The 24,946-nt window shown below is 44.1% G+C and carries 20 protein-coding genes and 1 pseudogene; 6 read left to right on the top strand and 15 right to left on the bottom strand.

From position 1 onward, the window contains the following. Positions 1-38 precede the first annotated feature (38 nt). The 3 genes from R7035_RS04745 to R7035_RS04755 form a co-directional block, all read right to left on the bottom strand. Positions 39-1,493 (bottom strand): sucrose-6-phosphate hydrolase, encoded by a 1,455-nt coding sequence (locus tag R7035_RS04745; RefSeq protein ID WP_186585467.1) that lies wholly within the window; start codon positions 1,491-1,493, stop codon positions 39-41. 31 nt (positions 1,494-1,524) lie between these two features. Continuing rightward, entirely contained in the window at positions 1,525-2,448 is a 924-nt protein-coding gene (locus R7035_RS04750) for an aminoimidazole riboside kinase (RefSeq protein ID WP_053349293.1), read from the bottom strand. Positions 2,449-2,613: 165 nt separating this feature from the next. Beyond that, positions 2,614-4,053 (bottom strand): sucrose-specific PTS transporter subunit IIBC, encoded by a 1,440-nt coding sequence (locus R7035_RS04755; RefSeq protein WP_054574572.1) that lies wholly within the window; start codon positions 4,051-4,053, stop codon positions 2,614-2,616. Between the two features lie 235 nt (positions 4,054-4,288). Here R7035_RS04755 and R7035_RS04760 point away from each other — a divergent pair, with 235 nt between their 5' ends. Then, entirely contained in the window at positions 4,289-5,275 is a 987-nt protein-coding gene (locus R7035_RS04760; protein WP_054574571.1) for a LacI family DNA-binding transcriptional regulator, read from the top strand. A 63-nt stretch (positions 5,276-5,338) separates the two neighbouring features. Here R7035_RS04760 and R7035_RS04765 read toward each other — a convergent pair whose 3' ends face one another. From R7035_RS04765 to R7035_RS04785, 5 genes and pseudogenes are all read right to left on the bottom strand, one after another. Next, positions 5,339-6,712 (bottom strand): carbohydrate porin, encoded by a 1,374-nt coding sequence (locus R7035_RS04765; RefSeq protein WP_054574597.1) that lies wholly within the window; start codon positions 6,710-6,712, stop codon positions 5,339-5,341. 742 nt (positions 6,713-7,454) lie between these two features. Next, positions 7,455-8,333, bottom strand: a complete 879-nt coding sequence (locus tag R7035_RS04770; RefSeq protein ID WP_017819845.1) for an alpha/beta hydrolase — start codon at positions 8,331-8,333, stop codon at positions 7,455-7,457. A 32-nt stretch (positions 8,334-8,365) separates the two neighbouring features. Continuing rightward, entirely contained in the window at positions 8,366-10,309 is a 1,944-nt protein-coding gene (locus tag R7035_RS04775; protein WP_054574569.1) for a TonB-dependent receptor domain-containing protein, read from the bottom strand. A gap of 151 nt (positions 10,310-10,460) precedes the next feature. Next, entirely contained in the window at positions 10,461-11,414 is a 954-nt protein-coding gene (locus R7035_RS04780; RefSeq protein WP_017819843.1) for a LysR family transcriptional regulator, read from the bottom strand. A gap of 196 nt (positions 11,415-11,610) precedes the next feature. Beyond that, positions 11,611-11,934 (bottom strand): annotated as a pseudogene (locus R7035_RS04785) (IS1-like element transposase); the annotation flags it as partial. A gap of 394 nt (positions 11,935-12,328) precedes the next feature. On the opposite strand from R7035_RS04785, the gene R7035_RS04790 reads away from it, so the two are divergent. Continuing rightward, a complete protein-coding gene (locus R7035_RS04790) occupies positions 12,329-13,933 on the top strand; it encodes a S8 family peptidase (protein ID WP_262651516.1) in 1,605 nt (534 codons plus the stop codon). A 260-nt stretch (positions 13,934-14,193) separates the two neighbouring features. On the opposite strand, the gene fabG is transcribed toward R7035_RS04790, so the two are convergent. From fabG to R7035_RS04810, 4 genes are all read right to left on the bottom strand, one after another. After that, a complete protein-coding gene (gene fabG / locus R7035_RS04795) occupies positions 14,194-14,913 on the bottom strand; it encodes a 3-oxoacyl-ACP reductase FabG (protein WP_017633598.1) in 720 nt (239 codons plus the stop codon). 300 nt (positions 14,914-15,213) lie between these two features. Further along, the gene (locus R7035_RS04800; protein ID WP_005373725.1) at positions 15,214-16,008 is read right to left on the bottom strand and encodes a metal ABC transporter permease; all 795 of its coding nucleotides are present in this window, start codon (positions 16,006-16,008) and stop codon (positions 15,214-15,216) included. A gap of 3 nt (positions 16,009-16,011) precedes the next feature. Further along, the gene (locus R7035_RS04805) at positions 16,012-16,938 is read right to left on the bottom strand and encodes a metal ABC transporter solute-binding protein, Zn/Mn family (protein ID WP_171342629.1); all 927 of its coding nucleotides are present in this window, start codon (positions 16,936-16,938) and stop codon (positions 16,012-16,014) included. Beyond that, a complete protein-coding gene (locus R7035_RS04810; protein ID WP_171345897.1) occupies positions 16,928-18,070 on the bottom strand; it encodes a hypothetical protein in 1,143 nt (380 codons plus the stop codon). The genes R7035_RS04805 and R7035_RS04810 overlap by 11 nt, the downstream gene beginning before the upstream one ends. 208 nt (positions 18,071-18,278) lie before the next feature. On the opposite strand from R7035_RS04810, the gene R7035_RS04815 reads away from it, so the two are divergent. Then, on the top strand, positions 18,279-18,950 hold the full coding sequence (locus R7035_RS04815; RefSeq protein WP_262651514.1) for a cupin domain-containing protein: 672 nt from the start codon (positions 18,279-18,281) through the stop codon (positions 18,948-18,950). Between the two features lie 73 nt (positions 18,951-19,023). Here R7035_RS04815 and R7035_RS04820 read toward each other — a convergent pair whose 3' ends face one another. Beyond that, positions 19,024-19,263 (bottom strand): YdcH family protein, encoded by a 240-nt coding sequence (locus tag R7035_RS04820; protein ID WP_005373737.1) that lies wholly within the window; start codon positions 19,261-19,263, stop codon positions 19,024-19,026. A 228-nt stretch (positions 19,264-19,491) separates the two neighbouring features. Here R7035_RS04820 and R7035_RS04825 point away from each other — a divergent pair, with 228 nt between their 5' ends. Next, entirely contained in the window at positions 19,492-20,295 is an 804-nt protein-coding gene (locus tag R7035_RS04825; protein WP_170896902.1) for an SDR family NAD(P)-dependent oxidoreductase, read from the top strand. A gap of 77 nt (positions 20,296-20,372) precedes the next feature. Here the strand turns inward: R7035_RS04825 and R7035_RS04830 are convergent, their stop codons facing one another. Then, the gene (locus R7035_RS04830; RefSeq protein ID WP_017633593.1) at positions 20,373-21,275 is read right to left on the bottom strand and encodes a LysR family transcriptional regulator; all 903 of its coding nucleotides are present in this window, start codon (positions 21,273-21,275) and stop codon (positions 20,373-20,375) included. A gap of 80 nt (positions 21,276-21,355) precedes the next feature. Then, positions 21,356-22,225, bottom strand: a complete 870-nt coding sequence (locus tag R7035_RS04835) for a GyrI-like domain-containing protein (protein ID WP_005387011.1) — start codon at positions 22,223-22,225, stop codon at positions 21,356-21,358. Between the two features lie 125 nt (positions 22,226-22,350). On the opposite strand from R7035_RS04835, the gene R7035_RS04840 reads away from it, so the two are divergent. Continuing rightward, positions 22,351-23,499 carry a PLP-dependent aminotransferase family protein gene (locus R7035_RS04840; RefSeq protein WP_206949421.1) on the top strand — a complete coding sequence of 383 codons (1,149 nt, stop codon included), beginning with the start codon at positions 22,351-22,353 and terminating at the stop codon, positions 23,497-23,499. A 410-nt stretch (positions 23,500-23,909) separates the two neighbouring features. Then, a complete protein-coding gene (locus tag R7035_RS04845; RefSeq protein WP_053304579.1) occupies positions 23,910-24,938 on the top strand; it encodes a hypothetical protein in 1,029 nt (342 codons plus the stop codon). Positions 24,939-24,946: the final 8 nt, after the last annotated feature.

Below are 24,946 nucleotides of genomic sequence, written 5' to 3' on the forward strand. Positions count from 1 at the left end.
CTAAATCAATGAAGGGCGTTTTAATGTATTCGAAACCGTTACTTAGCTGATTCAAACAAACCAGTTATACCTTTCAAAGGGAAAAGCCTTGCTTGTTCCAAACCTATCAACGTTACTTTACTAAGGTCATCAATAAAGAAACGACTGGTCATCGTGTGTTTGCCACCATTAATGAAAATCTCGATGACAGAATTGTCGATATATATATCAATCGTCTGCTTAGCGTCCAATCTTGGTGCTTTTCGAATGCTACCAAATTCTTCTGCGTACAAATGAGACATGTGACGACGGTCCAGCATAAACTCGTGCTTTGTCGCACTAAAGACGATGTTGTCACCTTTGAGGTTACTCAGCTCAAGTTCAAAGCCATCGCCCTCAAGGTCTAATTGGATCAAACAACTTGTGCTTTCCAGTGTATGGGACTGTGCAAAGACCACCTCTTCTTTTCTTAAACTCTCCAATTCAGGGAGTGGAGTTTGAACAAGAAAACCATCTTTCAACGTTAGTTCTCTAGGAAGAGACAACATTCCTGCCCACTGGTGTGTGACCGATGGTGTGTCGATTTCTGGCAACCCTATCCATGCAATAAGAATGCGACGCCCATTCTCATCTAAATAGGTTTGTGGGGCGTAGAAATCAAACCCATAATCTGGCTGTAAAATATCTTGGTGGTTTTCTAAAGTCATCGACTCTAGGTTCAACTGATCACCCACGATATACGCGACAGAATAGATGTTTTTGAAATCATAAGGATTACTACTGCTCACGCCCTGTGGAGAAAACAGCATCACCGATTGACCATTAATCTCAAATAAATCAGGACACTCCCACATGTACCCAAGGTCAGAGAACTTGGTCTTGATAGGACCTTTATGCTGCCACGTTTTCAAATCTTTGCTTTGATAGAGCGCCATAGAACCATGCTCGGTTTTGGTTTGAGCACCCACCACCATCAAATAGTCGTCGCCTTTCTTCCAAACTTTTGGGTCACGAAAGTGCTCCGTGTAATGTTCGTTCTCAATGACTACACCGTGCTTTTCAATGCTACCGTCTGAATCCATGGTGGCAAAACACTGTGTTGGGATTCGATTCCAGTTTTGGTCACGCTTGTTGCCAGTAAAAAACAGCAAAGCCTTGTTGTTTTCCACCAAAGCGCCGCCCGAATAGACACCATGTGAATCGTAGTCTTGGTCGGGATGAAGACCCACGCCATGATCAGTAAAATGGATGAAGTCTTTAGTAGAAAGGTGATACCAATACTTCATTCCATGGACTGGTCCCACAGGCGTCCACTGGTAAAAGATGTGGTGCTCACCATTGAAATAGCACAACCCATTTGGGTCATTTAACAGCCCAAATCTAGGGGCGATATGAAAACTAGGAAAGCCTTTATCTTGCTGACGTGAAAGTGTCATTTCTTCGATATCACACTGAGGGATTTGCTCAAGTCGGCGATATCTTTGCTCTACAGTCCAACGGTTGTTTAAGCTCATAATTTTTCTCAACTGAAATTGGATCTGAAGATCATTGCCCAATAAATTGCAGCAACTCTGTCTGGGTCGGAAGCGCGGTCATTGCGCCTTTTTGCGTCGTCGCTAATGCACCACAGCCATTTGCCCATTGAATCGCAGAGCTAACAACAGGATGATTTTTCCAATCGTCATGCCGAGACAGGCATGCCAGTAGCCCTCCGACAAAAGCATCACCCGCACCTGTGGTGTCAATCGGACTAACGACTTGACCTGTGATCAGTTCACTCTGACTTTCAAAGACGCGCCAAACACCTTTCGCACCTTGTGTCACCAAGACCAAAGCAATATTCAAAGAGGCTATTTGTTGTAAACCTTGCGCCATCGACGTTGAGTCAGTTAAGAACAAAAGCTCTTCTTCAGAGAACTTAACCACATCGGCCATCGCTACAGCCTTCATCACGACAGCTTGGATTTCTGATTGATCTTGCCACACTTCATCACGCAAGTTAGGGTCAAAGCTAATGAAACCACCAGCGGCTTTTGCTCTTTTGATCGCCTCAAATGTGCTGCTTCTACTTGGCTCATTTGCCAGTGAAATTGAGCAAACGTGTAGCCAGTCACCTTGCTTAAAGTTTGGGATGTCTTCAACAGACATAAACTGATCAGCGCTCGGTTTTACCATAAACGTAAAGCTGCGTTCACCTTGATCATCTAAATCCACCACCACTGTTGATGTTCTTTGCTCTGGGTCTTTAACGAGAAACTCCGTGCTCACGCCCTCTTGATCGAGCGTTGATTGCATGAAGCGACCAAATGGGTCATCACCTACACGTCCAAAAAACGCACTCTTACCAGATAGACGAGCAATTGCTACGGCGACATTCGCTGGTGCACCACCGGGACATTTGAGTAAAGAAGTCTCAGATTCCGGTATTAGATCGACAACAGCATCACCAGTTACCCACACTTGATTCATCTTGCTTACCTTGAAATTAAAGCCCTGATAGTCCAACGTGTTGAACACCTTCACTACCAAGTAAAAATTGAAAAAGGCTAGCCAAGCCATTAGTGCTTGGCTAGCACCCCAAACATTTAGGAAAAGAAGTGGATTTTGGGGGACTCCACCCTTAAGGAGTTCAGATTAAGCCGCTGCTTTTCTACCGGCTTTAGCGCGGTCACGCATACCAAGAACAATGGTGAGAACAAATGCGGTCAAGAACGCGATCACCATACCCGCGATGTAGTACCCAATCTTCTCTGGCGTAATAGAAATGATGCCTGGAAGACCTGCTGCACCCAATGCCTGAGCTTTCACATTAAACATTGTAATGAACGCGCTCGATAACGCCGCAGCGCAAACTGCCGCAATAAATGGGTAACGTAGTTTTAGATTAACACCAAACATGGCTGGCTCTGTAATACCCAGCAAACCCGTAACACCCGATGGAATCGCAATACCTTTCATCTTCTTATCTTTGCTCATCACGCCCACCGCCAACGCTGCCGCTCCTTGAGAAACGTTAGACATCGCCGCAATAGGAAAGATAAAGGTGCCGCCCGTCGTCGCAATATCCGCAAGAAGTTGAGTTTCAATCGCAATGAAGCTGTGATGCATACCAGTAATAACAAACGGAGCATAAATAAGACCAAATACCGCACCACCAACAAAGCCAGCAGTGTTGTATAGCCAGTTCAGACCATCACCCAATAGGAAACCGATATCACGCGTGAACGGACCGACGACAGTAAACGTCAGCAAACCCGCTATGAAAATCGCCAGTAATGGCGTTAAAAGGTTGTCTAAAACAGAAGGTATGACTTTACGTAAGCCTAGCTCAACCTTCGCAAGAATGAATGCCGATACCAAAACCGGTAACACCGAACCTTGGTAACCCACTTTTTGGATTTCAAAGCCAAGAATATTCCAAACCGGAATGTTGCCAGACACAGATGCGCCGCCGAATCCCCAACCATTCAGCAAGTCAGGGTGAACCATCAACATACCTAGCGCCGCCCCTAAATATGGGTTACCGCCAAACTTCTTACTGGCTGAAAATGCCAGCAGAATAGGCAGGTAAACAAACGGCGCGTTCGCAAACGTGTTGATCATGTTCGCCAAGTCTGTCAGTCCTGGGTTGGCATCAATCAAAGATTTGCCATCAATGAACAAGCCTTGAGCAGTCAATAAGTTATAGATACCCATCAACAAACCACCAGCGACGATTGCGGGAATGATTGGGACGAAAATATCAGACAGCCCTTTCACCGCGCGCTGAACAATGTTTTGTTTCTCTGCGCCAGCAGACGCAACGTCGTTGGTGGACATTTCATTCATCCCCGTCAACTTCGCCATTTCTGCATAAACTTGGTTTACGATGCCAGATCCAAAAATGATTTGGTACTGACCCGCAACTTTGAACTGCCCTTTTACTCCTTCAAGGCTATCAATCGCTTGTTCATCTATTTTTTGCTCATCTGCAACGGCAAGGCGTAAGCGTGTCGCACAATGCGCAAGTGCGGTGATGTTGCTTTTACCACCTAATAGAGTTAACAACTCTTTTGCTACTGCCGGATAATTCATTTCATACCCCATTGGATTATTATCTGAGCTTGCGAAATTTTCGGGAACGTTTGCAAAATAGATTTTTGCTCAATAAAACCAAATGATCAAAGATAAAGCAGAGAGAATGTGAGAATGATCGTCAAATTCTCTCCCTAAGAGCAGTATAGGAGGTTAGAATCGCTACTTATCAAAGAGCTTTTCATCTTCTCTTTGCAAACAATCCCAAAAACGAAAAACAGAATGGATAGGAACAATGGCGAGTCTACATGATGTCGCCCGTCTGGCTGGCGTATCAAAATCAACAGTGTCACGGGTTATAAACGATGAATATGGCGTAAAAGAAGCGACAAAACTGAAAGTCCGCCAAGCAGTAGCGGAGTGTGGCTATGTGCCGAACCAAGTCGCTAAAGATCTAAAATCTCAAAAGACCAATCTGGTTGGTGTCATTGTTCCTCGGGTTTCCTCTCATGCCACATCCCAAGGTGTCGATGGATTAACCGATGTCCTTGAAAAAGCCGGGAAACATGTCTTACTTGCTAGCACTCACCAAGCCCACGAAAAAGAACTGGAATACATTCAGATCTTTAACCAAAAACGGGTTGAAGGGATCATTCTTTACGCCACCCACCTCGATTCCAAGCTGGTAAGAGCAATTCAAAACTCAGCCGTCCCGGTTGTGCTCGTCGGTCAAGATGGGTCCATGTTTAATATTCCAAGCATCATTCATGATGACGCACGAGTAGGGTTTGAAGCGGGAAATAGACTGGTTGCAAAAGGTTGCCAAACCATGGGTTTTATTGGTGTGCAAGGTGACGATATCGCGGTAGATAAGCAACGCTCTGAAGGATTTGTTCAAGCGCTACAGCATCATGGTTTTGAGATCGCCTTCCATGCTCGTGGTGACTTTACCATCGATTCTGGCTATTCATTGGCAAAACAACACTTAACAAAGAACCCTAAGCTAGATGGCTTGTTCTGTGCGACAGACCGTATTGCTATCGGTGCGATGAGAGCGATTCAAGAGCTCGGGTTAACACCGGGTAAAGACGTTTTAGTGCTAGGAGTTGGTGATGATGAGCTCGCATCAGTGTGCACCCCAACCTTATCAACATTTAACTATGCATTTGATAAAGCGGGTGAAAATGGTGCGAAACTGCTACTAGATAGAATTGCCAACAGAAGTTTTGAAATGAGTAAGATGGTACTAACCTTCAAAACAATTGAGCGTCAGTCCTGTTAATGAAAAAGCGCCAACTGAAATCAGTTGGCGCTTTTCTTATTACTCTTTGTCGGTTAGATCCCTTTAGAACCAAGTTTCCATTTGCAGTGCAAACAGAACTTCACCACCATCACCCATCGTTGCAGCACCCGCATCCTGGCTAATCGAGTAGCCATTCAAGTCTTCGCTCCAATCAACGTAGCTAACTGCAAAACGTAGCTCCGGACGGTCAAAGAAACCTGCAGCGGTAGACATCTTAAGCGTTGGTGCAATTGTCGCTTTGTAAAAACTGCCACTTGCTTTATCAATCGCATTGTCTAGGTCCATGTATTGGTATGAGCCTTCATAAACCATCTCAAAGTTCTGCGTAAACTCTTGCGCTAAGCGGATGTTGAACGATGCCCAAGTAAATTCATCATTTTTAGCAAAGCGATCTTGGCTATGTTCTGCTAGCAACGCAGGTGCTACACGCCAGTTGTCGCCGATGCGTGTTACACCATAACTGAACAAACGTACGGCTTTTGCGTCTTCTAGCAAATCACCGTTTGAACCAATGCCTTTAAGTTCTGCACCCAGTCCATCACCCATCAAAATACCAGTTTTAGAGAAGCCTTCACTCATGCCAAAGAAGTTATCGCCATGGTAGGCAAACATCGCATGTAAACCTTTGTCTGCTGCACCTTCTACGCGATCATTGTTATCAGCAGACGTCATGCCGCTCAGCATCAATTGCCAATTACCAAAACGGTTGTTCATTGTCGCGATATAGTTTTCAACATCCGTTGACGAGCTATCAATCTCACCAAAATCACGACCATAGATCGAGAAGTTTGCTTTCCATGATTCGCTCATTTGGACGTCATACACACCAGCACCAGTGCCAGATAAGAAAACAATATCCGAGTCAAAGAAGTGAATGTCAAAGTTATCACGGTCAAATCGTTTACCAGCCCAAAACGTCGCGTCAGCAAACGCACTTGATTCAGAGAACATGCTCAACTTGTTTAGCTCAGCATATACCTGACGAACGTTTAATTGACTCTCGCTCGCCGTCCATTCGTTATTGGTTTCCGTACTATCTGCCAACATGATTCGGAACAATGCGCTGGAACCATCATCTGCAAAACGTTTGTGAATAAGGTTTGCTTCCACATAATGATCATCCTCTACCCCTAATCGCCCAACTGGAGCGCCAATAGCACCAGCTGCCGTCATGTAAGGACCAGTGCCCACTGCACCATTCAGATCGTCATTAATGAGCAGCCCGGAACGAGCGTAGCCATGAAACTCAAAGCTTGAGGCTTTCTCATTTGCTTCTGTGGATACTTTTTCTGTCTGTTCAAGCCTCTGTTCTAATTCATTAATTCGCTTTTCAAGAGCGTCAACATCTGTTGTTGCGAATGCAGGTGCTGTAACCAGCCCAAGCGCTACTGCCATCGTCAAAGTGTGTAGTTTCATTTCCATAGTCTCACGTAAATTTATACTTAGGTTATTTGCAAACGTTCCCAAGTAAAATTGCAAACTTATGGTGACTTTAAATACCCATCTAAAGTCTGAATTTCAGAGCGCTCGTACTCAGAGCGTATCTACCACTTGTATCAATGAGGGCGATAATATATAAACTTTTCGGGAACGTTACCGTTAAGAGGCCATTTTGTTACTTCTATCACGTTCAATTGTGTTACTTACAGAAAAATCATTAACCAGCGCACATTTGAATTAATTGTTAGCGCTAGAGGAAGTAGTTTGAAGGTGACAGGCTACAAAGAAGGGGTTTAGTGTTCATTTGAGAGAATAGTGCTCACTCGCTTCCCTATGCTACTTGATGGTAACTCATCTCTATTTGTTGATGAAAAGTAGCAGCTAAGGTTGAACGTAACTAAGAGCGAAGCGGATCTCGATACCTCATTTCAAACAACTTGAAAGGCTGTTAAGACGAGATAAACGACCTTCATTTTCTGTGAAGAGCGCTTTGTTGTTCTAATTCAAGCTAACGAAACACTTTTTTGGACAGAAGTACGTTAGAATACATACCCTAAAGTAGTCATAGATTTATTCAACCACTGCCTGAAAATGGGCCAGCCGCTCCCATTAATCAGAATGATAAAATGCCCAATAGAGATACATGAAAAAGCCAACTGTAATCACAGTTGGCTCAGTATTTCCCCTTGAACTTTTAAGCCTTATATTGACTAGAGCGTTAGTTCGGAAAGTGTTTATTTAAGAAGTCCAAAACATGAGTAACGTACTTCTCGGTATCAAAGACAGGTGCACTGTGTCCTACACCTTCTTCAATGAAAAGTTGGTTGGTAACTCCATGCTCATCAAGCTTAGCCTTAAGTATCTCACTTTGAGATAGAGGCACTCGCTTATCCAAGGTGCCGTGTAACTGTATATATGGTGGAGTATTTTCATTCACATAACTCGTCGTTGATGCTTTCTTGGCAAGCTTTGGAATATTGTTTGGAATATCTCCTAAGAAACGAGATACAGACGATTTTTTGCTGGTTTTCTTGCCACCTTTATTACTTAACTCAAGTAAATCGGTAGGGCCAAAAAAGCTTACTACGGCTGAGACCTTGTACTTTGGTGGCTCATAGAAATCTACTTGGTTGTATGCCGAGTTAGTCGCACCAATAAAGCCAGCGAGGTGCCCGCCAGCAGAGCGTCCCATTATCACAACATTGTCCGCTTTAATACCGAGCTTTTCAGCATTGTCGTACAAATAGTTCAGTGCATCATTAATGTCTTGTACTGGTTGAGGAAAGATCGCTTCTCCACTTAAACGATAATCAACTGAAGCTAGCGCATAACCTTCATTCAACACAGACTGAAGTAATAATGGGTTCTTTTCTGGGATGGCGTCTTTGCTCCCACGTTTCCATGCACCACCATGTACCCAGACTAATAACGGGTACTGAGTATTTGATTCAACCGAAGGAGTATAAAGATCGAGTTTAATCTCTCTTTCACCTACAGTTTTGAACAAGATATCCTTCTCTACATTGAACTCCCCAGCCAAACAGACAAAGGGCATAAGTAGCAGAGAGGTCATCGCAGACTTAATTTTCGTATTCATTGTTTTGTTATTCGCTTAAAAAAGTAAGTAGATTAGAAAGTCGCTTCAGCAGCTAACCAGTAGCGTCGGCCATCTTCAATGTAGCCAAACTCTTCCTCTGTGATTTGCTCATCGAACAAGTTATAAACCGCTGCCATTAACTTCACATTCTTAGTTACACGCCAGTTCACACCGAGATCCACGTAAGTAATAGAAGGTGCCAACGTTCTTGTGCTATCACTAGTGATGTTGTTTTTCTCTTTGCCTTGATAGTTCATGCGGGCCCATGAAGCAACATCATCACGCACTGCCCAATCACCATTAAGTGAGAAGATATGTTCAGGTGCTTGTACAAGAGGCAAGCCATCATCATCGTCATTAGTGTTCTTTTCACTACGAGTATACGAGTAGGTTGCACTTAGTGTAATTGACTCTGTAATACCCTTAGATACGGAACTTTCTGCACCATAGCTGTTCGCATCATCAATGTTGACGTAAGTGCGGTCGCAACTTCTGCTATCAGTACACGTCGGATCGACAAACTCACTTTCGATCTTGTCTTTGAAGTCGCTGTAAAACAAAGTAATGTTTGCAGAAAGGTCTCGCTCATTAACGTAATACAGTCCCATCTCTGTATTGATGGAGGTTTCTGCTGTTAAGTCTGGATTACCGTAAATAGAACAACGCCCTCTACAGCTCTCTTGAACCCACTCTTCGTCCATTTGTGTCAAACTAGGTGCTCGATAACCCGTAGACACACCACCTTTTAGCGTCCAACTAGGGTCAATAGACCAGACCCCGTAAGCTCTTGGGCTAAATTGCCCGTCAAAGATCTCATTGTCGTCGTAACGTAAACCAAGGGTGAGAGCGAATGTATCCGTGAGATACCACTCGTCCTCAGCAAATACTGCCCATTGCTTGTTTTTAGAGGTCAATGACAGTTTATTATCAGTCAGATCCTTTTGCTCGAAAGATGCGCCCAGTGTTAAGTAGTGAGCATTAAGAGGCAGACCCCATTGCGTATTAATTTGACTATTCTCGACTTCTTTATCTGCACCGATATTTTTTACTGTTTCATTACTGATAAATGAAGAACTTGTACCCCAAGAGTAGTTTCCGTCGTGGCTAAAACCAATAGATTGGCGTTCATATTCTCGTACTGCAACTTGAGACTCTCGCTCCACTGATTTACCTAGAGTGGTCTCTCGCTCTTGGTTATGATTGGTGAACTCCAGAGTAAAAGTGTCATCCGAGGTAGGTGTGAGGTACAAAGAAGCTCGATAGTTGTCGAGTGTCTTACCTGCATAACCACCTTCAATTTCATCTTCTTTTCTTTCCTGATACAGTCCAGTCAAAGAAGTACTCAACAGACCATCAATGACAGGGCCAGCAAGGTAAAGCTGCCCTTGATAGCTATTTCCAGATTTTGAATTTTCTTGAAGCGTCGTTTCTGCACGCAAGCTTCCGTGCCACTCTTGATAATTTTTACGCGTAATAATATTAATCACACCCCCCAAAGCATCAGACCCATAAAGGGTTGACATAGGGCCACGTACAACTTCAATACGTTCAATTGCACTCAACGGGGGAAGCCAGTCTTGTTCAGTAAACGTACTACCATTAGTTTGAGTTTCTCGACCAGACTGCTTCCTGCCATCAACAAGAATGGCCGTATATTGAGCAGGCATACCTCGAATTGAGATATCTTGGCCATCACCACCTCCTGTAACGGTTACCCCAGGTATATCACTTAAAGCATCAGTCAAATCTTTATATGAGCGATTTTCAAGTTGCTCTCGGGTGAGAACACTTATTGTTGCTGGCGCTTCTGTGACATTCTGTTCGTAACCAGAGGCTGTAACCACTACGGTTTCCATTGCTGTTGTATTGATACCAGTCTCAGGTAACTGGTCATTTGCAACAACGACCATAGGTACAGTAATACAAGCAGAAACAACTGATGTAGAAAATAGAAAGTATGTGAAAAGAGGCTTCATATTGAATAGGCTTAAAATGTAATTGCATTTAATAATTATTATCAATTAAACCTGATTATCATAATCACTGACAAGTTAATCACTATCGAGAAAAGAGAATATCACTATCCAATATACGAATAGTTAACCACGAATTACCCGATATAAGCATTTAAGCTAAAGTATCGGTTCCAACATAGAGCTGTTTAAAGATCTCTCGTACCCATTCACACATAGGATCATCGTTAAAGCGTTTGTGCCAATATAGGAAGACTTCTTGAAAGTCCAACTGTAGCTCGGCAGGTACTTCTCGAACGATCAAGCGAGGGTCTTGACAAGCTGCCTCTGCAAAAGGTGTCGGTAGATGAAATATAATCTCAGTCTCCGCAGCGATACTTGGAGCAGAACTAAAGTTATTCAGTTGCACTGGCGCTGATAAACGCTTTTTTTTGTTCGCTAACCCTAGCTCTTGGTATTTATGCTCAAACGACAATCGCTTCTCACCCTGCAAAGAGACTTGTCCAAAGTCAAATTCGGCCAAACGCTCTGGAGTTAGCTCTAAATCGGCCAGTGGATGATAGCGGCTCATAAGCAAACGGAAAGTACGCTTAGCAACAACCATTCGATAGATATTTTGCTCAGAGCTTGGCGGTTGATGAGAGGAAAGTGCGAAATGAACATCTCCAGCCACCAACGCATCAAAATGACGTTTTGGTGCTGAGTCCAAACTGACCTTAAGGTTTGGAGCCTCTTGCCGAATCTTAGCGATAACCTTAGGCATTAAGGTATTAATCTGAGGAAGAAGGCCGTAAACCTTAACGGTGCTTGATACAGTGCTCGGATCAAACGAGTCTCTATGGGCAAGTTTTTCTAAACTGGTAATCACATTATTGATGTCTTGCCTTACTGACTCTGCTTTTGGAGTCAGTTCATAGCCGTATTTCTTGCGCACCAGTAATTCGTCATTAAAGAAAACTCTCATTTTTTGCAGTGCTCGACTTACCGCAGACTGGCTCATATTTAAAGCCATAGCGGTGTTAGATACATGCTTCTCTTCGAGCAAGTGCTTTAAAACAAAGAGCAAATTCAGATCAATTTGAGATAAGTTCACGTCAATACCACCCATCAAGCTTCCAGTAGGTGGTATAGTACATAAATCTCTAGAGTTTGTGGTAAGTGTTTTCGATACTACAAGGCACAATTGAAACACAAGTCTGGTAGCAGGACAGTTTCCGTGCTAACACGAAAAGGGGCAAAAGTGTGTTTCAGTTCTTAAATGGGGAAGTGTTTTCCTCATATACCTCAACCAATACAGCTAGCCTTTCAAGTTTACAAATTAGTCTTATATTTGCTTTATCGAAAGGCATTGAGGTTACTTACCTTGGCGAGATTTTTTAAAGTACTCAATACTGTGTTGTATACGACATTCAACACTTGTACTGTTTCCCTAACGCCAGAGCTATTCATTGACATATCAACAGTTTTTTCTTTTACATCTGGCTTGCGGGCTTCGTAAACGTAATCGAGTTAAAGCTCTTTCGACACTCGATACATCTGGAGCGAGGAGAGCCAGAATGCCCTTTTCCATGTTCACGAACGGGCTCTGTTTTATTACAGAAACGATATTGAACTTGGATAGTAACCATGAGTTAAAAACATCAGAAATCAGGTGGCTATATTAACATCTATCAACCGATTTGAGTTATGACCAATAAAAGGATAGTTAGGTTTTTATTGCGTAAATTATCGGTAAGATGAAGTCATATAACAGGCAATATGTCAGGTGTGTAGAATTATTCTATTTTAGGGATTTTGCTCTAAGTATAAATGAATCTTTGCATTTCAATTTCAATAAAGCTTGGTTATTGATCATGTTTCTGAGTATGCGAATTATTACCAGTTATGCATATGATTGCTCATTGTCTAGTTTGACTTGTGTAACGTCACTTCAGCACGCACTACGCTGATTGTCTGTGTTTTCGTGTTGACAGTTTGGTACTAGGTAAAAATCAACAAGACTATGATTTCAAGGAACATTTTATGTTAAAGAAACTACTAAGTTGTTGTATCACCTCCGCGCTCTGTTTTCATTCTTCTCTCGCTTTTTCGCAACCCAATGAGATTGCGGACAGTACAGAGTTACAACAAGCTCCCGACACATTGCCTGCCACTTTGATGCTTGCACCGGACGACATCGCCATTGCAGATCGCTATATTGTGGTATTTCAACAGCCGCAAATGATGGTGAGCAATTCAACGGAATTCGAGCAATTCACGCAACAATCCGTAGACCGCATGTCTGGTTTGTATTCGATACAAGTGGAGTCGGTTTTTGACCACTCGATAAGTGGATTTGTCGCTAACTTGAGTCCTGAGCAACTAAAAGATCTGCGTTCTGATCCTCGTGTGGACTACATTGAGCAAGACAGAATCCTATCGCTTGACCCAATAGTCTCGGCAGACGCAAATCAAACCAATGCCATTTGGGGACTAGACCGAATCGACCAACGAAACTTGCCACTCGATAACAACTACAGTGCCAACTTTGATGGGACTGGGGTAACGGCTTATGTTATCGATACTGGTGTGAATAACGCGCATGTTGAGTTCGGTGGTCGCTCAGTTTCAGGGTATGACTTTGTCGATAACGATGCAGATGCAAGTGACTGTAATGGACACGGCACACACGTAGCTGGCACCATTGGCGGCAGCTTGTATGGTGTTGCGAAAAACGTCAACCTTGTCGGCGTGAGAGTATTGAGCTGTACTGGATCGGGTTCTACTTCTGGTGTTATTGCCGGTGTGGACTGGGTGGCTGCGAACGCTTCCGGACCTTCAGTCGCCAACATGAGTTTAGGCGGCGGCCAATCCGTCGCTCTGGATAGTGCGGTGCAAAGTGCGGTTCAGTCAGGTGTCAGCTTTATGCTTGCAGCAGGTAACTCCAACGCCGATGCATGTAACTATTCTCCAGCACGCGTTGCTTCCGGAGTAACTGTCGGCTCGACCACCAACACGGACGTACGTTCGAGTTTTTCAAACTGGGGCAGTTGTGTGGATGTATTTGCGCCAGGTTCACAAATCAAATCTGCATGGTATGACGGTGGCTACAAAACCATTAGTGGCACTTCGATGGCGACGCCACATGTGGCGGGTGTAGCAGCATTGTATCTTCAAGAAAACAGTTCACTGTCTCCAAGCCAAGTAGAGGCCTTGATCGTTAGCCGCGCAACTAGCGGAAAAGTGACGGACACAAGAGGCAGCGTGAACAAGCTACTTTATAGCTTAACGGATGCAGATTGTGGCCAAGACTGCGGTGGCCCAGACCCAACACCGGACCCAGAAGGCAAATTAACCTCGGGCGTGCCAGTAAGTGGTTTAAGTGGTTCAACTGGTCAAGTAGCGTATTACTATGTTGATGTAGAAGCTGGGCAGCGTTTAACCGTACAAATGTATGGTGGAAGTGGTGATGCGGATTTGTATCTCCGTTTTGGAGCAAAACCAGCACTGAATGCATGGGACTGCCGACCTTTCAAATACGGTAACAATGAAACATGTACGGTCAGTGCGACACAAAGTGGACGTTATCACGTCATGATTCAAGGTTACTCAAACTATAGCGGTGTCAGCATTCAAGCGAGCTACTAGTTATTCTTCTCGTTACTAAAAGAGAGCAAAGCCCGCTTTTCGGTGGGCTTTTCTTTTGGGAATACTGTGCTTTAGGGAATGCAGTGTTTAAGAGGAGACGCCCGACGCTATTCAAACGTATTGGCCTTTTGCTTCAAAAACTCAACTCGAAGCGAAATCGAAGCTTTCTATTAGTAGTACTCACATAAGTCGGGTTCCTCAAACAAAAACGCCCTTCATATAAGTAAAAGGCGTTTTTATTTTGGGTTTTGATTAACGAGCTATAATACCAACCCACCGTCAATCTTGAGCACTTGGCCTGTGATGTAGGCGCTCTTGTCTGAGGTTAGGAAAGAGACGCCATTGGCAATATCTTGAACTGAGCCCATGCGCCCTAATGGGGTTTTGCCTTCCATCATTTGAATGACTTTCTCTGGCAGGTTCTTGGTCATGTCGGTGGCGATAAAGCCTGGCGCGACACAGTTGACGCGTATCTGTGCACCCTTTCTTGAAAGTTCTTTCGCCCAGCCTTTGCTCATTGAGATGACGCCGCCTTTACTTGCGCCGTAGTTGCTCTGGCCGATATTACCATCAGTTCCCACTATAGAAGAAATGCTAACAATACTGCCTGTGCCCTGCTCTAGCATGACAGGAGCAACACGTTGGGTGAGTAAGAACACCGCTTTTAGGTTCACGTCGATCACGCTGTCCCAGTCTTGCTCTAACATGTCTGGCAACAGTGCATCTCGAGTGATGCCCGCGTTGTTAACCAGAGCATCGATTCTTCCGTGCTGCTCTACAACACTTTCTACCACTTCACTGACAGCTTCGGCATCACACAAGTTGACTTGATAACTGCTTAGCTGCGCCGACTGGCTCCATTCCACGGGCGATATGTCTAGCCCGATTACGTGGAATCCATCCTCCAGTAATTGCTCACAAATAGCTTGGCCAATACCACGAGCCGCACCAGTGACTACTGCTACTTTTTCCGGTTTCATCTTGGTCTTCCTTAAATGTTGAGATTACAAATTCGCTTGTATCCCTAGCGTTTTTTGTTTTTATGCCTAGTCGCGTTACAGCTGCGCTTCTCATACGCAGGGTCTTTTATATCTTATAAAAACTATAGAAACAGTCTGGGAGTCGAATGTGAACTAATCAAGGCAACTTGATGACTATGGCAAGATCAACGTAAGAAAGTGTGTTGAAAGGCGCAAAGTTACACGATTGGAGGACTTGGATAGAAAAGTATTGGTCTGATTAATCAAATACTACTTCATCAGACCAATATTACTTGTCTCTTAATCTCTTACAAAAGCTGGTTTTGTTATTTTCACCAGAAAAGGCTGAAGCAAGAGATTAAACAACATGCCAGCAATAAACAGGGTGATCACAATACTCGCACCACTCGGTAAGTCATAGCGAGCCGATGCGGCAATACCCGATAAGATCCCAACAATACCAATGCTGATACTGGCGACAAAGAATCGAGTTCCCTTCAATGCTGCCGCACATAAAGCTGGAATCACCAACAAAGCAAATTCTAAATAAATGCCGGTTAACTTGACCGTAATGGGCATCAGAATAGCAAAGATCAGATAAAAACCACTACCGCGCATAAACGCAGGTTTTAACCAAACCAATAGCAACATCGCAGCGGTAATGAGTGCCAAAGGCCAGACGTCTGCCCAAGTCGCCCATAACAGTTGCCCATTAAGAATGCCTTGAATAAAGTCTCCGCCGTGTGGGTCTTTGCTCACCAGCAGGATTGCCAGCGATGCAGACACGACAAACAAGCTGCCAATCATGGGCTCTAAATGCTGCTGGTATCGTTTCTCCATAAGGGCGATCAAACCGCAAAGCATCAAAGACATCACCCAAGGGCCAATCATTTCGCCAAAGAATGAGCCTGAGAACAGCGCGTATTGGCTCAACCAGTAGTGGCTAAGTGCTGCCCCCAATGCCGCGACTTGCGCCACCGCCAAATCTATAAAGATGATCTGACGATTAAGAACTTGTTGCCCCAGAACGATGTTGCCAACTAACGCAATTAAACCACACAAAACCGCAGGTAAAAGCCATGCATAATCAGCCATGGCTCAGATCTTCACAGGAACGGGCGGCACTAACACATCCAGTAAATCATCAATGACCTGATCGTACATCTCATCCAAGTTTTCACCCTCAGAAACGGTCAATGGCAGTTGAATCACAGGTTTGTCAGTATGATCTTGCAACCAGTTCGCTGGACGCTGATCCTGATGAGAGGAGTAAACAATCGCATCAAAACTGTCAGCATCTAACTTGGTAAGTGATTGCAGGTGAGATGTGGTCGGTGAAATGCCCGGTTTAGGTTCGAGATCGGCAATCTGCTTCATTCCGAGCCAATCGTACAAATAACGATACGTCGCGTGATAACCGACAACTTGCTTACCCTTTAAAGCAGCCCCTTTCTCATTCCATTCTTTAAGCTTTTTACGCCAATGAGCACGAAACTTCATACCATTCACTTGGTAACTTTGTGCGTTGTCGGGATCAATCGCTTTTAGGCGATCCGTGACTTTACGAGATAATGGAATCATGTCATTTGCCGCAAATTGAACATGTGGGTTACCGTGAGCGTGTATATCTCCCATGCTACGGTCAACGTGAGCATGAGTATCTAACATGCGCACGAAGTCCGTCGCGTAGATCATGCTCGGCGCACCATTTTGCACCGCCGCATTGCTGCTACGAACTTGCAGCATAGGTAACCACCCCACTTCTAGTTCTGCACCCGAGCACATTGCCATGTCCGCTTGGCGCATCTTCGCAATCAAAGAAGGACGAGCTTGTACGTAATGTGGGTCTTGCTTAGCCGTTGTCGCTGAATAAATACTGGCATCTGGCGCGTGGCTTTCAAGAAAGGCTTTCCATTCTGGCTCACAAACGAAAATGTTTAGAGCCAAAGCAGGCGAAGAGATGATGGCAGCTCCTGCTGCCATCATCACCAAACTGCATTTATTCAATGTCAGCTTAGAACGCATGAGCACCGTGCGCTCCAAATGTCATCACGTATTGCAGAGTGAACACGTTGTCTGTCTCGCTGTCTTGGTTATCAATGCGAGTGTATTGCGCACGGATAGTACCGAAATGAGAAGAATCCCATGCGATCATCGCATCCATTTCTTTATCATTCAGCTCAGTGAAATGCATGTGGTCGCCGTGTGCATGACCATCGTAGCTTTCTGCTTCGCCGTAACGTAGACCTGCTGACCAGCTTGGGTTGAAGCGATAAACACCCGAAACATAGTAAGCGCTTAAGTTGTCTGGTGACTCTGCATCGTTTTTATATTTGCTGTCTACCACACCGTCTAACAGCATGTATTCAGCCGATAGCGTGAAGTTGCTGTATTTGTAATTACCGTCTGGTGCCCATTTCCAAACAAAATCAGCACCGTAAAGGTTCGCACCTGTCACTGCTGCGCCATGATGGTGATCGTGCTCATGCTCTTCTTCATGACCGTGGTCGTGATCTTCGAATTCTTTAACCTTGCCGTTTTCGTTACGCAGGTAACTTAAACCAAACTGCCAACTTGAAGATTCGGAGAAGTCACTACCAAGCTTCAGCGTCGTGGTGTACACGCCAACTTCAGAACCATCTTCAACAGAAGACATTTTGCTACCACTGAGCGCTTCTACACCAAGTTTTACGTAAAGGTCGGTTGGCAACACGATGTTTGCACGTACACCATCATCGTAGTAGTGCGAGCCAAGGAAAGTACGATAAGCAATTGGACGCTCAACAAAGCTATCGGTGTGCATGTGTTGGTTATTCAGGTAACCAAAGTCAGATAGGAATCGGCCAGCGCGCACATTTACACCATATGGCAATGCCAAAGTTTCGATGAATGCCTCTTCAAGCTCTAATTCTGTATCATCACCATGACTTTCAAGAACCGCGGTCAATGCGCCGTAAAACTTGTCGTCGATATTTGATGAGAAGTTTAATTCCGTATGGCCTAGACCAAAGCCTTCTTCGCGCTCAGAATTATGACGTTGGCCATCTTGGTAGTAGCCATCAACAACAACACCAATCTGTGGGTTCGATAGTGTGTCGGCAAAAACAGGGGATGCAAAAATGCTACCGATCACGAGAGACACCAATTTCTTATTCACTACTTTTTCCTTTTTGTTATGTTATAACATTTAATTTTTCGATGTTATAATATAACAATTCTCATTACACAAGCGGAAATTTAAATTAGGCTCCGATTTCATGTTCGTACTCAATCCATGAATTGGGCTATCAACAAATGAATCAATTGATGTTTTTTATACGTATACTAATGAGAATTAGTAATTAAATAAGTAACGGAATTTCAATATGTTGAATATGGATTTTTCAAAAAGAATCGTGATAGATACTGCTCAACAGGAATGGATCGCCAGCCCTTCCAAAGGTGTGTGGCGCAAACCTTTGGAACGAGAAGCCGAAGAATCAGGGCATACCACCAGCGTCGTTAAGTACGAGCCAAATTCGCAGTTTTCAACTCATCCTCACCCTCAAGGAGAAGAAATATTGGTGCTCGAGGGGGTATTCTCTGACGAATACGGTGACTACCCTGCCGGCACTTACCTTCGTAACCCTCCAGGAAGTCAACACGCACCATTTAGCGAAGAAGGCTGTGTGATTTTAGTTAAACTAAATCAGTTCGAATCTGAGGATCTTGAAACAGTTCGCATTAATACAAACCAAGCGAGCTGGCAGAGTGGTGTCGGTGGGTTGCAAGTCATGCCGCTGCATAATTTTGAGCACGAACATGTCGAGTTGGTTAAATGGCCAAAAGGTGAGAAGTTTCAACCACACCGTCACTTTGGTGGTGAAGAAATTTTCGTATTGTCAGGAGAGTTTAGAGACGAGCTAGGTACCTATCCCGCTCTCTCTTGGATTCGAAGCCCACATATGAGCGAGCATTTTCCTTTTGTAGAGCAAGAAACGATCATTTGGGTAAAAACTGGTCACCTGCCGCTCCAAGCTCCTGCTCAGCACTCCTAATGTTTGCACACTTGGCATCGTCCATTGGAACTAAAATCGGCCCGCAATTTACGAGCCGATGATCATTTCGTCACTAAGAACCCATTATTCGCGAGTGGAGCCAGTCTTTGAGCTCAGCCCGGTTATGTTTTAACACGTTCATTTCGTGATCATCAATCGGGCTTCCTTGAAGTTCTAGTACGCGGATTTCCTTATCTAAAGCATTGTAGTTTTTAACGGTTTCAGCAAATGATGCATCGTTTTCGGTAAGCTGAGTAATGGTATCCAAATGTTCTGGGAATTCATGAGTTAATGAGTGATTTTCACCTAACATAGAGACCTCTTGGCTATTATTTGAGTACAAAACAGTGCCTAATTTTTGAGCACCACATGTATAACCGTAGCATCTAATGAGACGTTAATTCGTCGCACCGTCCACAAAAAGAACAACAAAGTTATTTTCAATTTTTCCTAGAAAGTGTTTTCTTTTTAGTCTCAATAGTCGAATGCAAAAGATGCCACTATGATCGTTCTATAATAACCCTCAACAATGAGAGCGATCATGCGAAAGACAATTCTAGTTACTGGATCTACTGACGGTATTGGTTTAGAAACCGCGAAAATGTTAATTAACCGTGAACAACACGTAATAATCCATGGCCGGAATATAGAGAAAATTCAACAAGTTGAGCAAAGTTTGAGGGAGATGAAAAGTGGTAAAGTTGAAAGCCTTGTTGCTGATTTATCCTCTCCCAATGCGGTAAAACAGATAGTGATGGAGATAACAGAACGGTTCAATCGTTTAGACGTCATCATTAACAATGCTGGTGTGTACGCAACACCAAATCCAAGAACTAAAGAGGGTCTTGATGTACGCTTCGCAGTCAACACCATTGCTCCCTACTTACTCACTAGAGAGCTATTGCCGTTGCTCGGTGATACGGGTCGTGTGGTTAATTTGTCTTCAGCTGCACAAACAACAGTAAACACTAGCGCTTTAGTCGGTAATAAACCATTGTCAGATGGCGAAGCATATGCCCAAAGCAAATTGGCATTAACGATGTGGTCACGAGCAATCGGACTAAAGCTTAAGAACACTGGCCCTATGTTGGTATCAGTAAACCCAAAATCATTCCTAGGTAGTAAGATGGTTAAAGATGCTTATGGGGTTGCTGGTGGTGATATCCGCTTAGGAGCAGATATTCTAACTCGCGCTGCGCTATCAGAAGAGTTTGCTCAAGCGCATGGTATGTACTTCGATAATGACATTGAAGCATTCGCGCCCCCACACCCTGATGCATTAGATCAAAGCAAAACACAGCAGATAATTGATAGTATTGAATTAATCCTAAGCAAACTCTATTAATAACAATTAAGAATTATCTTGAGGTTCGTTTTTATTCGGACCTTAAAAACAATGTATTCGATAATTGAAACTTATTATCACTTTTCCGCAAACTCCCAATAAGGTGGCGTGCCATAGTATTCAGCAAAGTAATCAATAAAGGCACGCACCTTAGGCGCAATTAAACGAGAGCTTGGGTACACAGCCCAAATCCCAGCATCCATCGCTAAAGGGTGATCTTCGAGTACTTCCACTAGCTGACCACTTTGTAATTCTTGATAAACACTCCAAACCGAGTTGATAGAAATACCTAACCCGTTTACCGTCGCGTCTCTCATCGCATCACCATTATCAGTTTTAAAACGACCAGAAGTTCTTACATTGACCATTCCATCTTTTGTATTGAATGACCAATTATTCATTCCAACTAAGTTAATACATTGATGATTCGTCAAGTCTTGGGGCTTGTTAGGTCTCCCAAATTGTTCAATATAATCTGGTGATGCAACGATAATACGACGATCTGGCGCAAGCTTTCTTGCGACCAATGAAGAATCTTTCAACTCAGCGACACGAATGGCGACATCGAAACCTCCCTCAACCAGATCAATAATGGAATCAGAAAATCGGCAGTCCACGGTTAACCCTGGGTAACGCGCCATAAAACCTTTTAATGCGGGCACAATATGCAAGCGACCAAAAGTTGCAGAGGCGGTTATACGTAATACTCCCGTTGGCGCGCTCTGCCCTGAGCCAACAGCTCCCCTTGCTGCCTCCACTGTTGCAAGGACCTCCTCCGCGTGAGGTAAAAATGCCTGCCCCTCTTCAGTTAAGGAAACTTTGCGTGTGGTGCGATGAACTAAACGAACTCCTAAGCTGTCCTCAAGTTTATTGATGTGTGCGCTAGCGACAGCAGGAGAAAGTCCAAGCTCCTGACCAGCCATGCTGATGTTGTGTGTCGAAGCCAAACGGACAAATAGCTTTACATGATCGATGTTCATTTAATTTTCAATTATTTGTAAAAAATCACCATATAGAGCTTAGCATTTTCTTCCTTACGGATAGTAAATAAATACTCCAGTTAGAAAAAGCTGATGGGCAGATAGAAGTCCAGCTCAAACGCCTCATCATGGCTGAGGAAATGGTTTTTATGATAGTGAACATAAGCGGGAGTAGAACGCTGCTTAAAGCCTGAATTCGGCAACCACTTCTCTAACACCATACTCAATTGAGGAAGAAGCTCTCCATATACCCCTGTTAAGCGAAAAACAGCATGCAAACCACCCGGAATCGTCATTTGATTCACGACACCGCGTACTTTAAGCGGCTTATCAATCGCCATACAAGCCACATAGCGACACTTATCGAGCTCGACCCAAGCGGGGTTGGAGTGATGCAAACCGTATTGAACCGAAAAGTCCCGATTCTCAGAGCTTGCCCACGCCTTCAAAATCAGCCACGCATTGCGAATGGAACGGCTATAACCCTCATGCCGCACATAAGCCGCAAAGCGTTGTGGAACCTCCATAATTTTAGGTTCTGGCAACTCGCGTTTCGCAACCCGATGATAACCCGCAGCCACTTCCGGATCTTTTAGATACGGCTTTTCTGCGACTTGTAAATCATGCTTTCGCCACGCACCAGGAGACATAGCGAACGTTGCTTTAAACGCTCGGCTAAAAGAAGATACCGAGCTAAAGCCGCACTTGTTAGCAATGTCTAACACCGATGAGCTGGTATCAAACATCAGTTGATTGGCGGCGTATTCCATTCTTGTGCGACGGATATATTGATGGACAGACTCCCCTACCACATCTTTAAAAATACGATGGAAGTGCTGTTCAGAATAGGCTGCTACATCTGCTAGCTCTTTAGCCGATAAATCTCTGCTAATGTCCTGGTGAATGTAAAACAGCACGTCATTGATTCTGGAAACTTGTTGATGGCTCACGGAGTAAACTTTCGCTTAAATAGCATAAATGGACATATTTAACAGCATAAATGGACACACCAAGCTTGGCAATTTACCTATACTATTTCTGACATAAAAAAAGACAATTACGAGAAGCACAGCACATGGAAATCGCACAGTCATTACAACAAACTAAGTCATCCTACATCCGAGAGATCCTCGCAGCAGCAAGCGATAAGAACGTCATTTCTCTTGCAGGTGGCTTACCGGACGAAAAAACCTTCCCGATCGACTTAATGAAACCGACGCTAGAAAACCTCGCGAATATGCCAGAGGTGTTTCAATATGGCGCAACAGCAGGCTACGCACCGCTACTTAATTTTTTGACCGATTATTACCAGCTGCCAGAATCTCATTTGGCGATGATCACAACGGGCTCTCAGCAAGGGCTAGATTTGATTGCGCGTGCGTACGTGAATCCGGGCGATAAAGTGGTAATGGAAGCACCGAGCTACCTTGGTGCTATGCAAGTATTCGGTCTAGTGCAAGCCAACATCGTGACTGTTTCACAAACCGAGTGTGGTCCAAACCTTGAAGAACTTGAACAATGCTTTGCTACACAGCAACCGAAAATGTTCTATGCCGTGCCCGATTTTCACAACCCAACGGGCGTGTGCTGGGCGCTAGAGACTCGCCAAAAAGTTGCCGAGCTTTGTATACAATACGACGTGGCATTCATTGAAGACGCACCATACCGCGAGCTGCGTTTTTCTGGTGAAGCACTGCCGCTAGTTTCGGACTTCTGCCCACAGCACTCCATCGTATTGCGCTCTTTCTCCAAAATAGCTTCACCAGGCTTGCGTATTGGTGTAGTTACGGGCAAAAACAGCTACCTTGAGCCACTCATCAAAATTAAACAAGGTGCCGATCTGCACTCTAGTATTCCTATGCAAGCTTTGCTGCATGGTCTACTGCAACATGACAACTTCGAAACGCACATTTCAACCATCTGTGCGCTTTACAAATCACGTTACGATGTCATGTTTGCTGAACTGCAAAAACAGCTGCCAGAAAGTTGCGTACTCAAACCCGTCGATGGTGGTATGTTCGTTTGGGTCGAGATTCCAGAATGCGACACCTTCGAACTGGCGAAAAACCTTCTCGCAAACTGGGTTGCTGTAGTGCCGAGCCCGGTCTTTTATCCAGAAGGTTCAAAGGTAAAAGCCGCTCTGCGTCTTAACTTTACCAATGCTACACCAGAAGAACTGACGACAGCTGTCTCTCGACTCGCGGATGTCCTCAACACGTTGTAATTGAACACGAGTGTAAGAACCTGCCTTTGAGATTCAAAAAAGTCTCAAAGGCAGCATCAAAAAAGTTCCCCAAAAAAATTTATATTTTTCCTTCAAATCAACTCTCTACAGTAAGTGCCTGTTTTCTCTTGAACCTCTCACTCATATAAAAATGAGAACTCAATCACGTATTTGATGGTTGGAAAAGTTACGTCTATCTTTCAGTCAAAGACATCAACTTCGCAGCGTTAATGCTCTCAATTTCAGACACTTTATCAATCGTGGCTTAGCGGTTGATAAACGACTAAAAAAGCATCTGTGGGCATACCCACTACGAAGGGTTGACCAGAACCATTCTGAATGTCGCGAGCCAATCTTTTGATTGGCAATTACGTCAGTGAATCGCACCAAATGACAGAGGGGTTATCAGGATGAATACTCGAACCACGACAGGACTCGTCACCATCGGCTGGTCCGTTACACTTTCACTTTTTACCGCATTCGCCGTGTATGCCAATACGTCGCCAAACTGTAGTGACGTATTAGCGGGCAACACAACCGCCGCATCGCAAAAAATGATGGTTTTATTGGGCGAAGACATCACCAAATCCAACCGTATAACTACGGTGATTCCAGCCGAAAACAATCCATTTGTGACCGAAGAACTGGTTTCGGTTTCTAACGACGTATCGCCAAACGGTCGTCTTTCACAAAAGAGTTTGGAAGAGATTCGGAAAGTCCGCTCAAATCTAGAGAAAGCAGCACAGGAAGTAAGCCGATTACAGGGCACTTTTGAAGTGGCTTTCATCAGTTTGATTGATGGTTACTGCCAATTTTCTAATCATAAACGTACTCAACATGCCAAAATCGACTTTGACCATTTGGAAGGCCTCACTTTGTATTCAATCCCCGCTTTAATAGCAATGGTCGATCAGTCGTACTCCATGGCAAAGAATCGAATCGCTAATGAGCAGAAACAGTTAAGCGACATTGAAAAAGAGAAACAGCGGCAGAAACAACAAGCAACCGCGGCAGCAGCCGCTCGTTACCAAGACGGTAACGTACTCGTAAGAGTCGAGAACTTTGATGGCGCTAATGTGACATTTTCCGTTACTAACATTGGTTCACAAGGATCATTACAACCAAATTTCAACACGTTTAATGCATATCGCACAGAAAGTGGAGAATTAATCTACAAGTCAGAATCTTTACTACACCTGGCGGATACTGCAGGTAACACACTTGAAACAATGGGTATCGCTGAGCTCTCATCACAAGGTGGAAGTGACATATCGATCTCTCCTGGAGAAACCCGAAAATTCGTTACTAGCATTGCTTCAGAAGTCGCGCCACATACGCAGTTGAGCTTAGAGTTTCCAGCCAAAGTGCTTAATACCGAGCGAGACTTTACATTGTCGTTTTCTGATACATCAGCGGTGGCGACAGCAAACGTTAATTAACGTAAAGT

The sequence above is a fragment of the Vibrio sp. 1731 genome (genome assembly GCF_033339955.1).
GTDB classification, from domain to species: domain Bacteria; phylum Pseudomonadota; class Gammaproteobacteria; order Enterobacterales; family Vibrionaceae; genus Vibrio; species Vibrio alginolyticus.

Bases quoted from the DNA above. Each gene is read 5' to 3' on its own strand.
- R7035_RS04745 (WP_186585467.1), bottom strand. From the start codon at position 1,493: ATGAGCTTAAACAACCGTTGGACTGTAGAGCAAAGATATCGCCGACTT.
- R7035_RS04750 (WP_053349293.1), bottom strand. From the start codon at position 2,448: ATGAATCAAGTGTGGGTAACTGGTGATGCTGTTGTCGATCTAATACCG.
- R7035_RS04755 (WP_054574572.1), bottom strand. From the start codon at position 4,053: ATGAATTATCCGGCAGTAGCAAAAGAGTTGTTAACTCTATTAGGTGGT.
- R7035_RS04760 (WP_054574571.1), top strand. From the start codon at position 4,289: ATGGCGAGTCTACATGATGTCGCCCGTCTGGCTGGCGTATCAAAATCA.
- R7035_RS04765 (WP_054574597.1), bottom strand. From the start codon at position 6,712: ATGAAACTACACACTTTGACGATGGCAGTAGCGCTTGGGCTGGTTACA.
- R7035_RS04770 (WP_017819845.1), bottom strand. From the start codon at position 8,333: ATGAATACGAAAATTAAGTCTGCGATGACCTCTCTGCTACTTATGCCC.
- R7035_RS04775 (WP_054574569.1), bottom strand. From the start codon at position 10,309: ATGAAGCCTCTTTTCACATACTTTCTATTTTCTACATCAGTTGTTTCT.
- R7035_RS04780 (WP_017819843.1), bottom strand. From the start codon at position 11,414: ATGGGTGGTATTGACGTGAACTTATCTCAAATTGATCTGAATTTGCTC.
- R7035_RS04790 (WP_262651516.1), top strand. From the start codon at position 12,329: ATGTTAAAGAAACTACTAAGTTGTTGTATCACCTCCGCGCTCTGTTTT.
- fabG (WP_017633598.1), bottom strand. From the start codon at position 14,913: ATGAAACCGGAAAAAGTAGCAGTAGTCACTGGTGCGGCTCGTGGTATT.
- R7035_RS04800 (WP_005373725.1), bottom strand. From the start codon at position 16,008: ATGGCTGATTATGCATGGCTTTTACCTGCGGTTTTGTGTGGTTTAATT.
- R7035_RS04805 (WP_171342629.1), bottom strand. From the start codon at position 16,938: ATGCGTTCTAAGCTGACATTGAATAAATGCAGTTTGGTGATGATGGCA.
- R7035_RS04815 (WP_262651514.1), top strand. From the start codon at position 18,279: ATGTTGAATATGGATTTTTCAAAAAGAATCGTGATAGATACTGCTCAA.
- R7035_RS04820 (WP_005373737.1), bottom strand. From the start codon at position 19,263: ATGTTAGGTGAAAATCACTCATTAACTCATGAATTCCCAGAACATTTG.
- R7035_RS04825 (WP_170896902.1), top strand. From the start codon at position 19,492: ATGCGAAAGACAATTCTAGTTACTGGATCTACTGACGGTATTGGTTTA.
- R7035_RS04830 (WP_017633593.1), bottom strand. From the start codon at position 21,275: ATGAACATCGATCATGTAAAGCTATTTGTCCGTTTGGCTTCGACACAC.
- R7035_RS04840 (WP_206949421.1), top strand. From the start codon at position 22,351: ATGGAAATCGCACAGTCATTACAACAAACTAAGTCATCCTACATCCGA.
- R7035_RS04845 (WP_053304579.1), top strand. From the start codon at position 23,910: ATGAATACTCGAACCACGACAGGACTCGTCACCATCGGCTGGTCCGTT.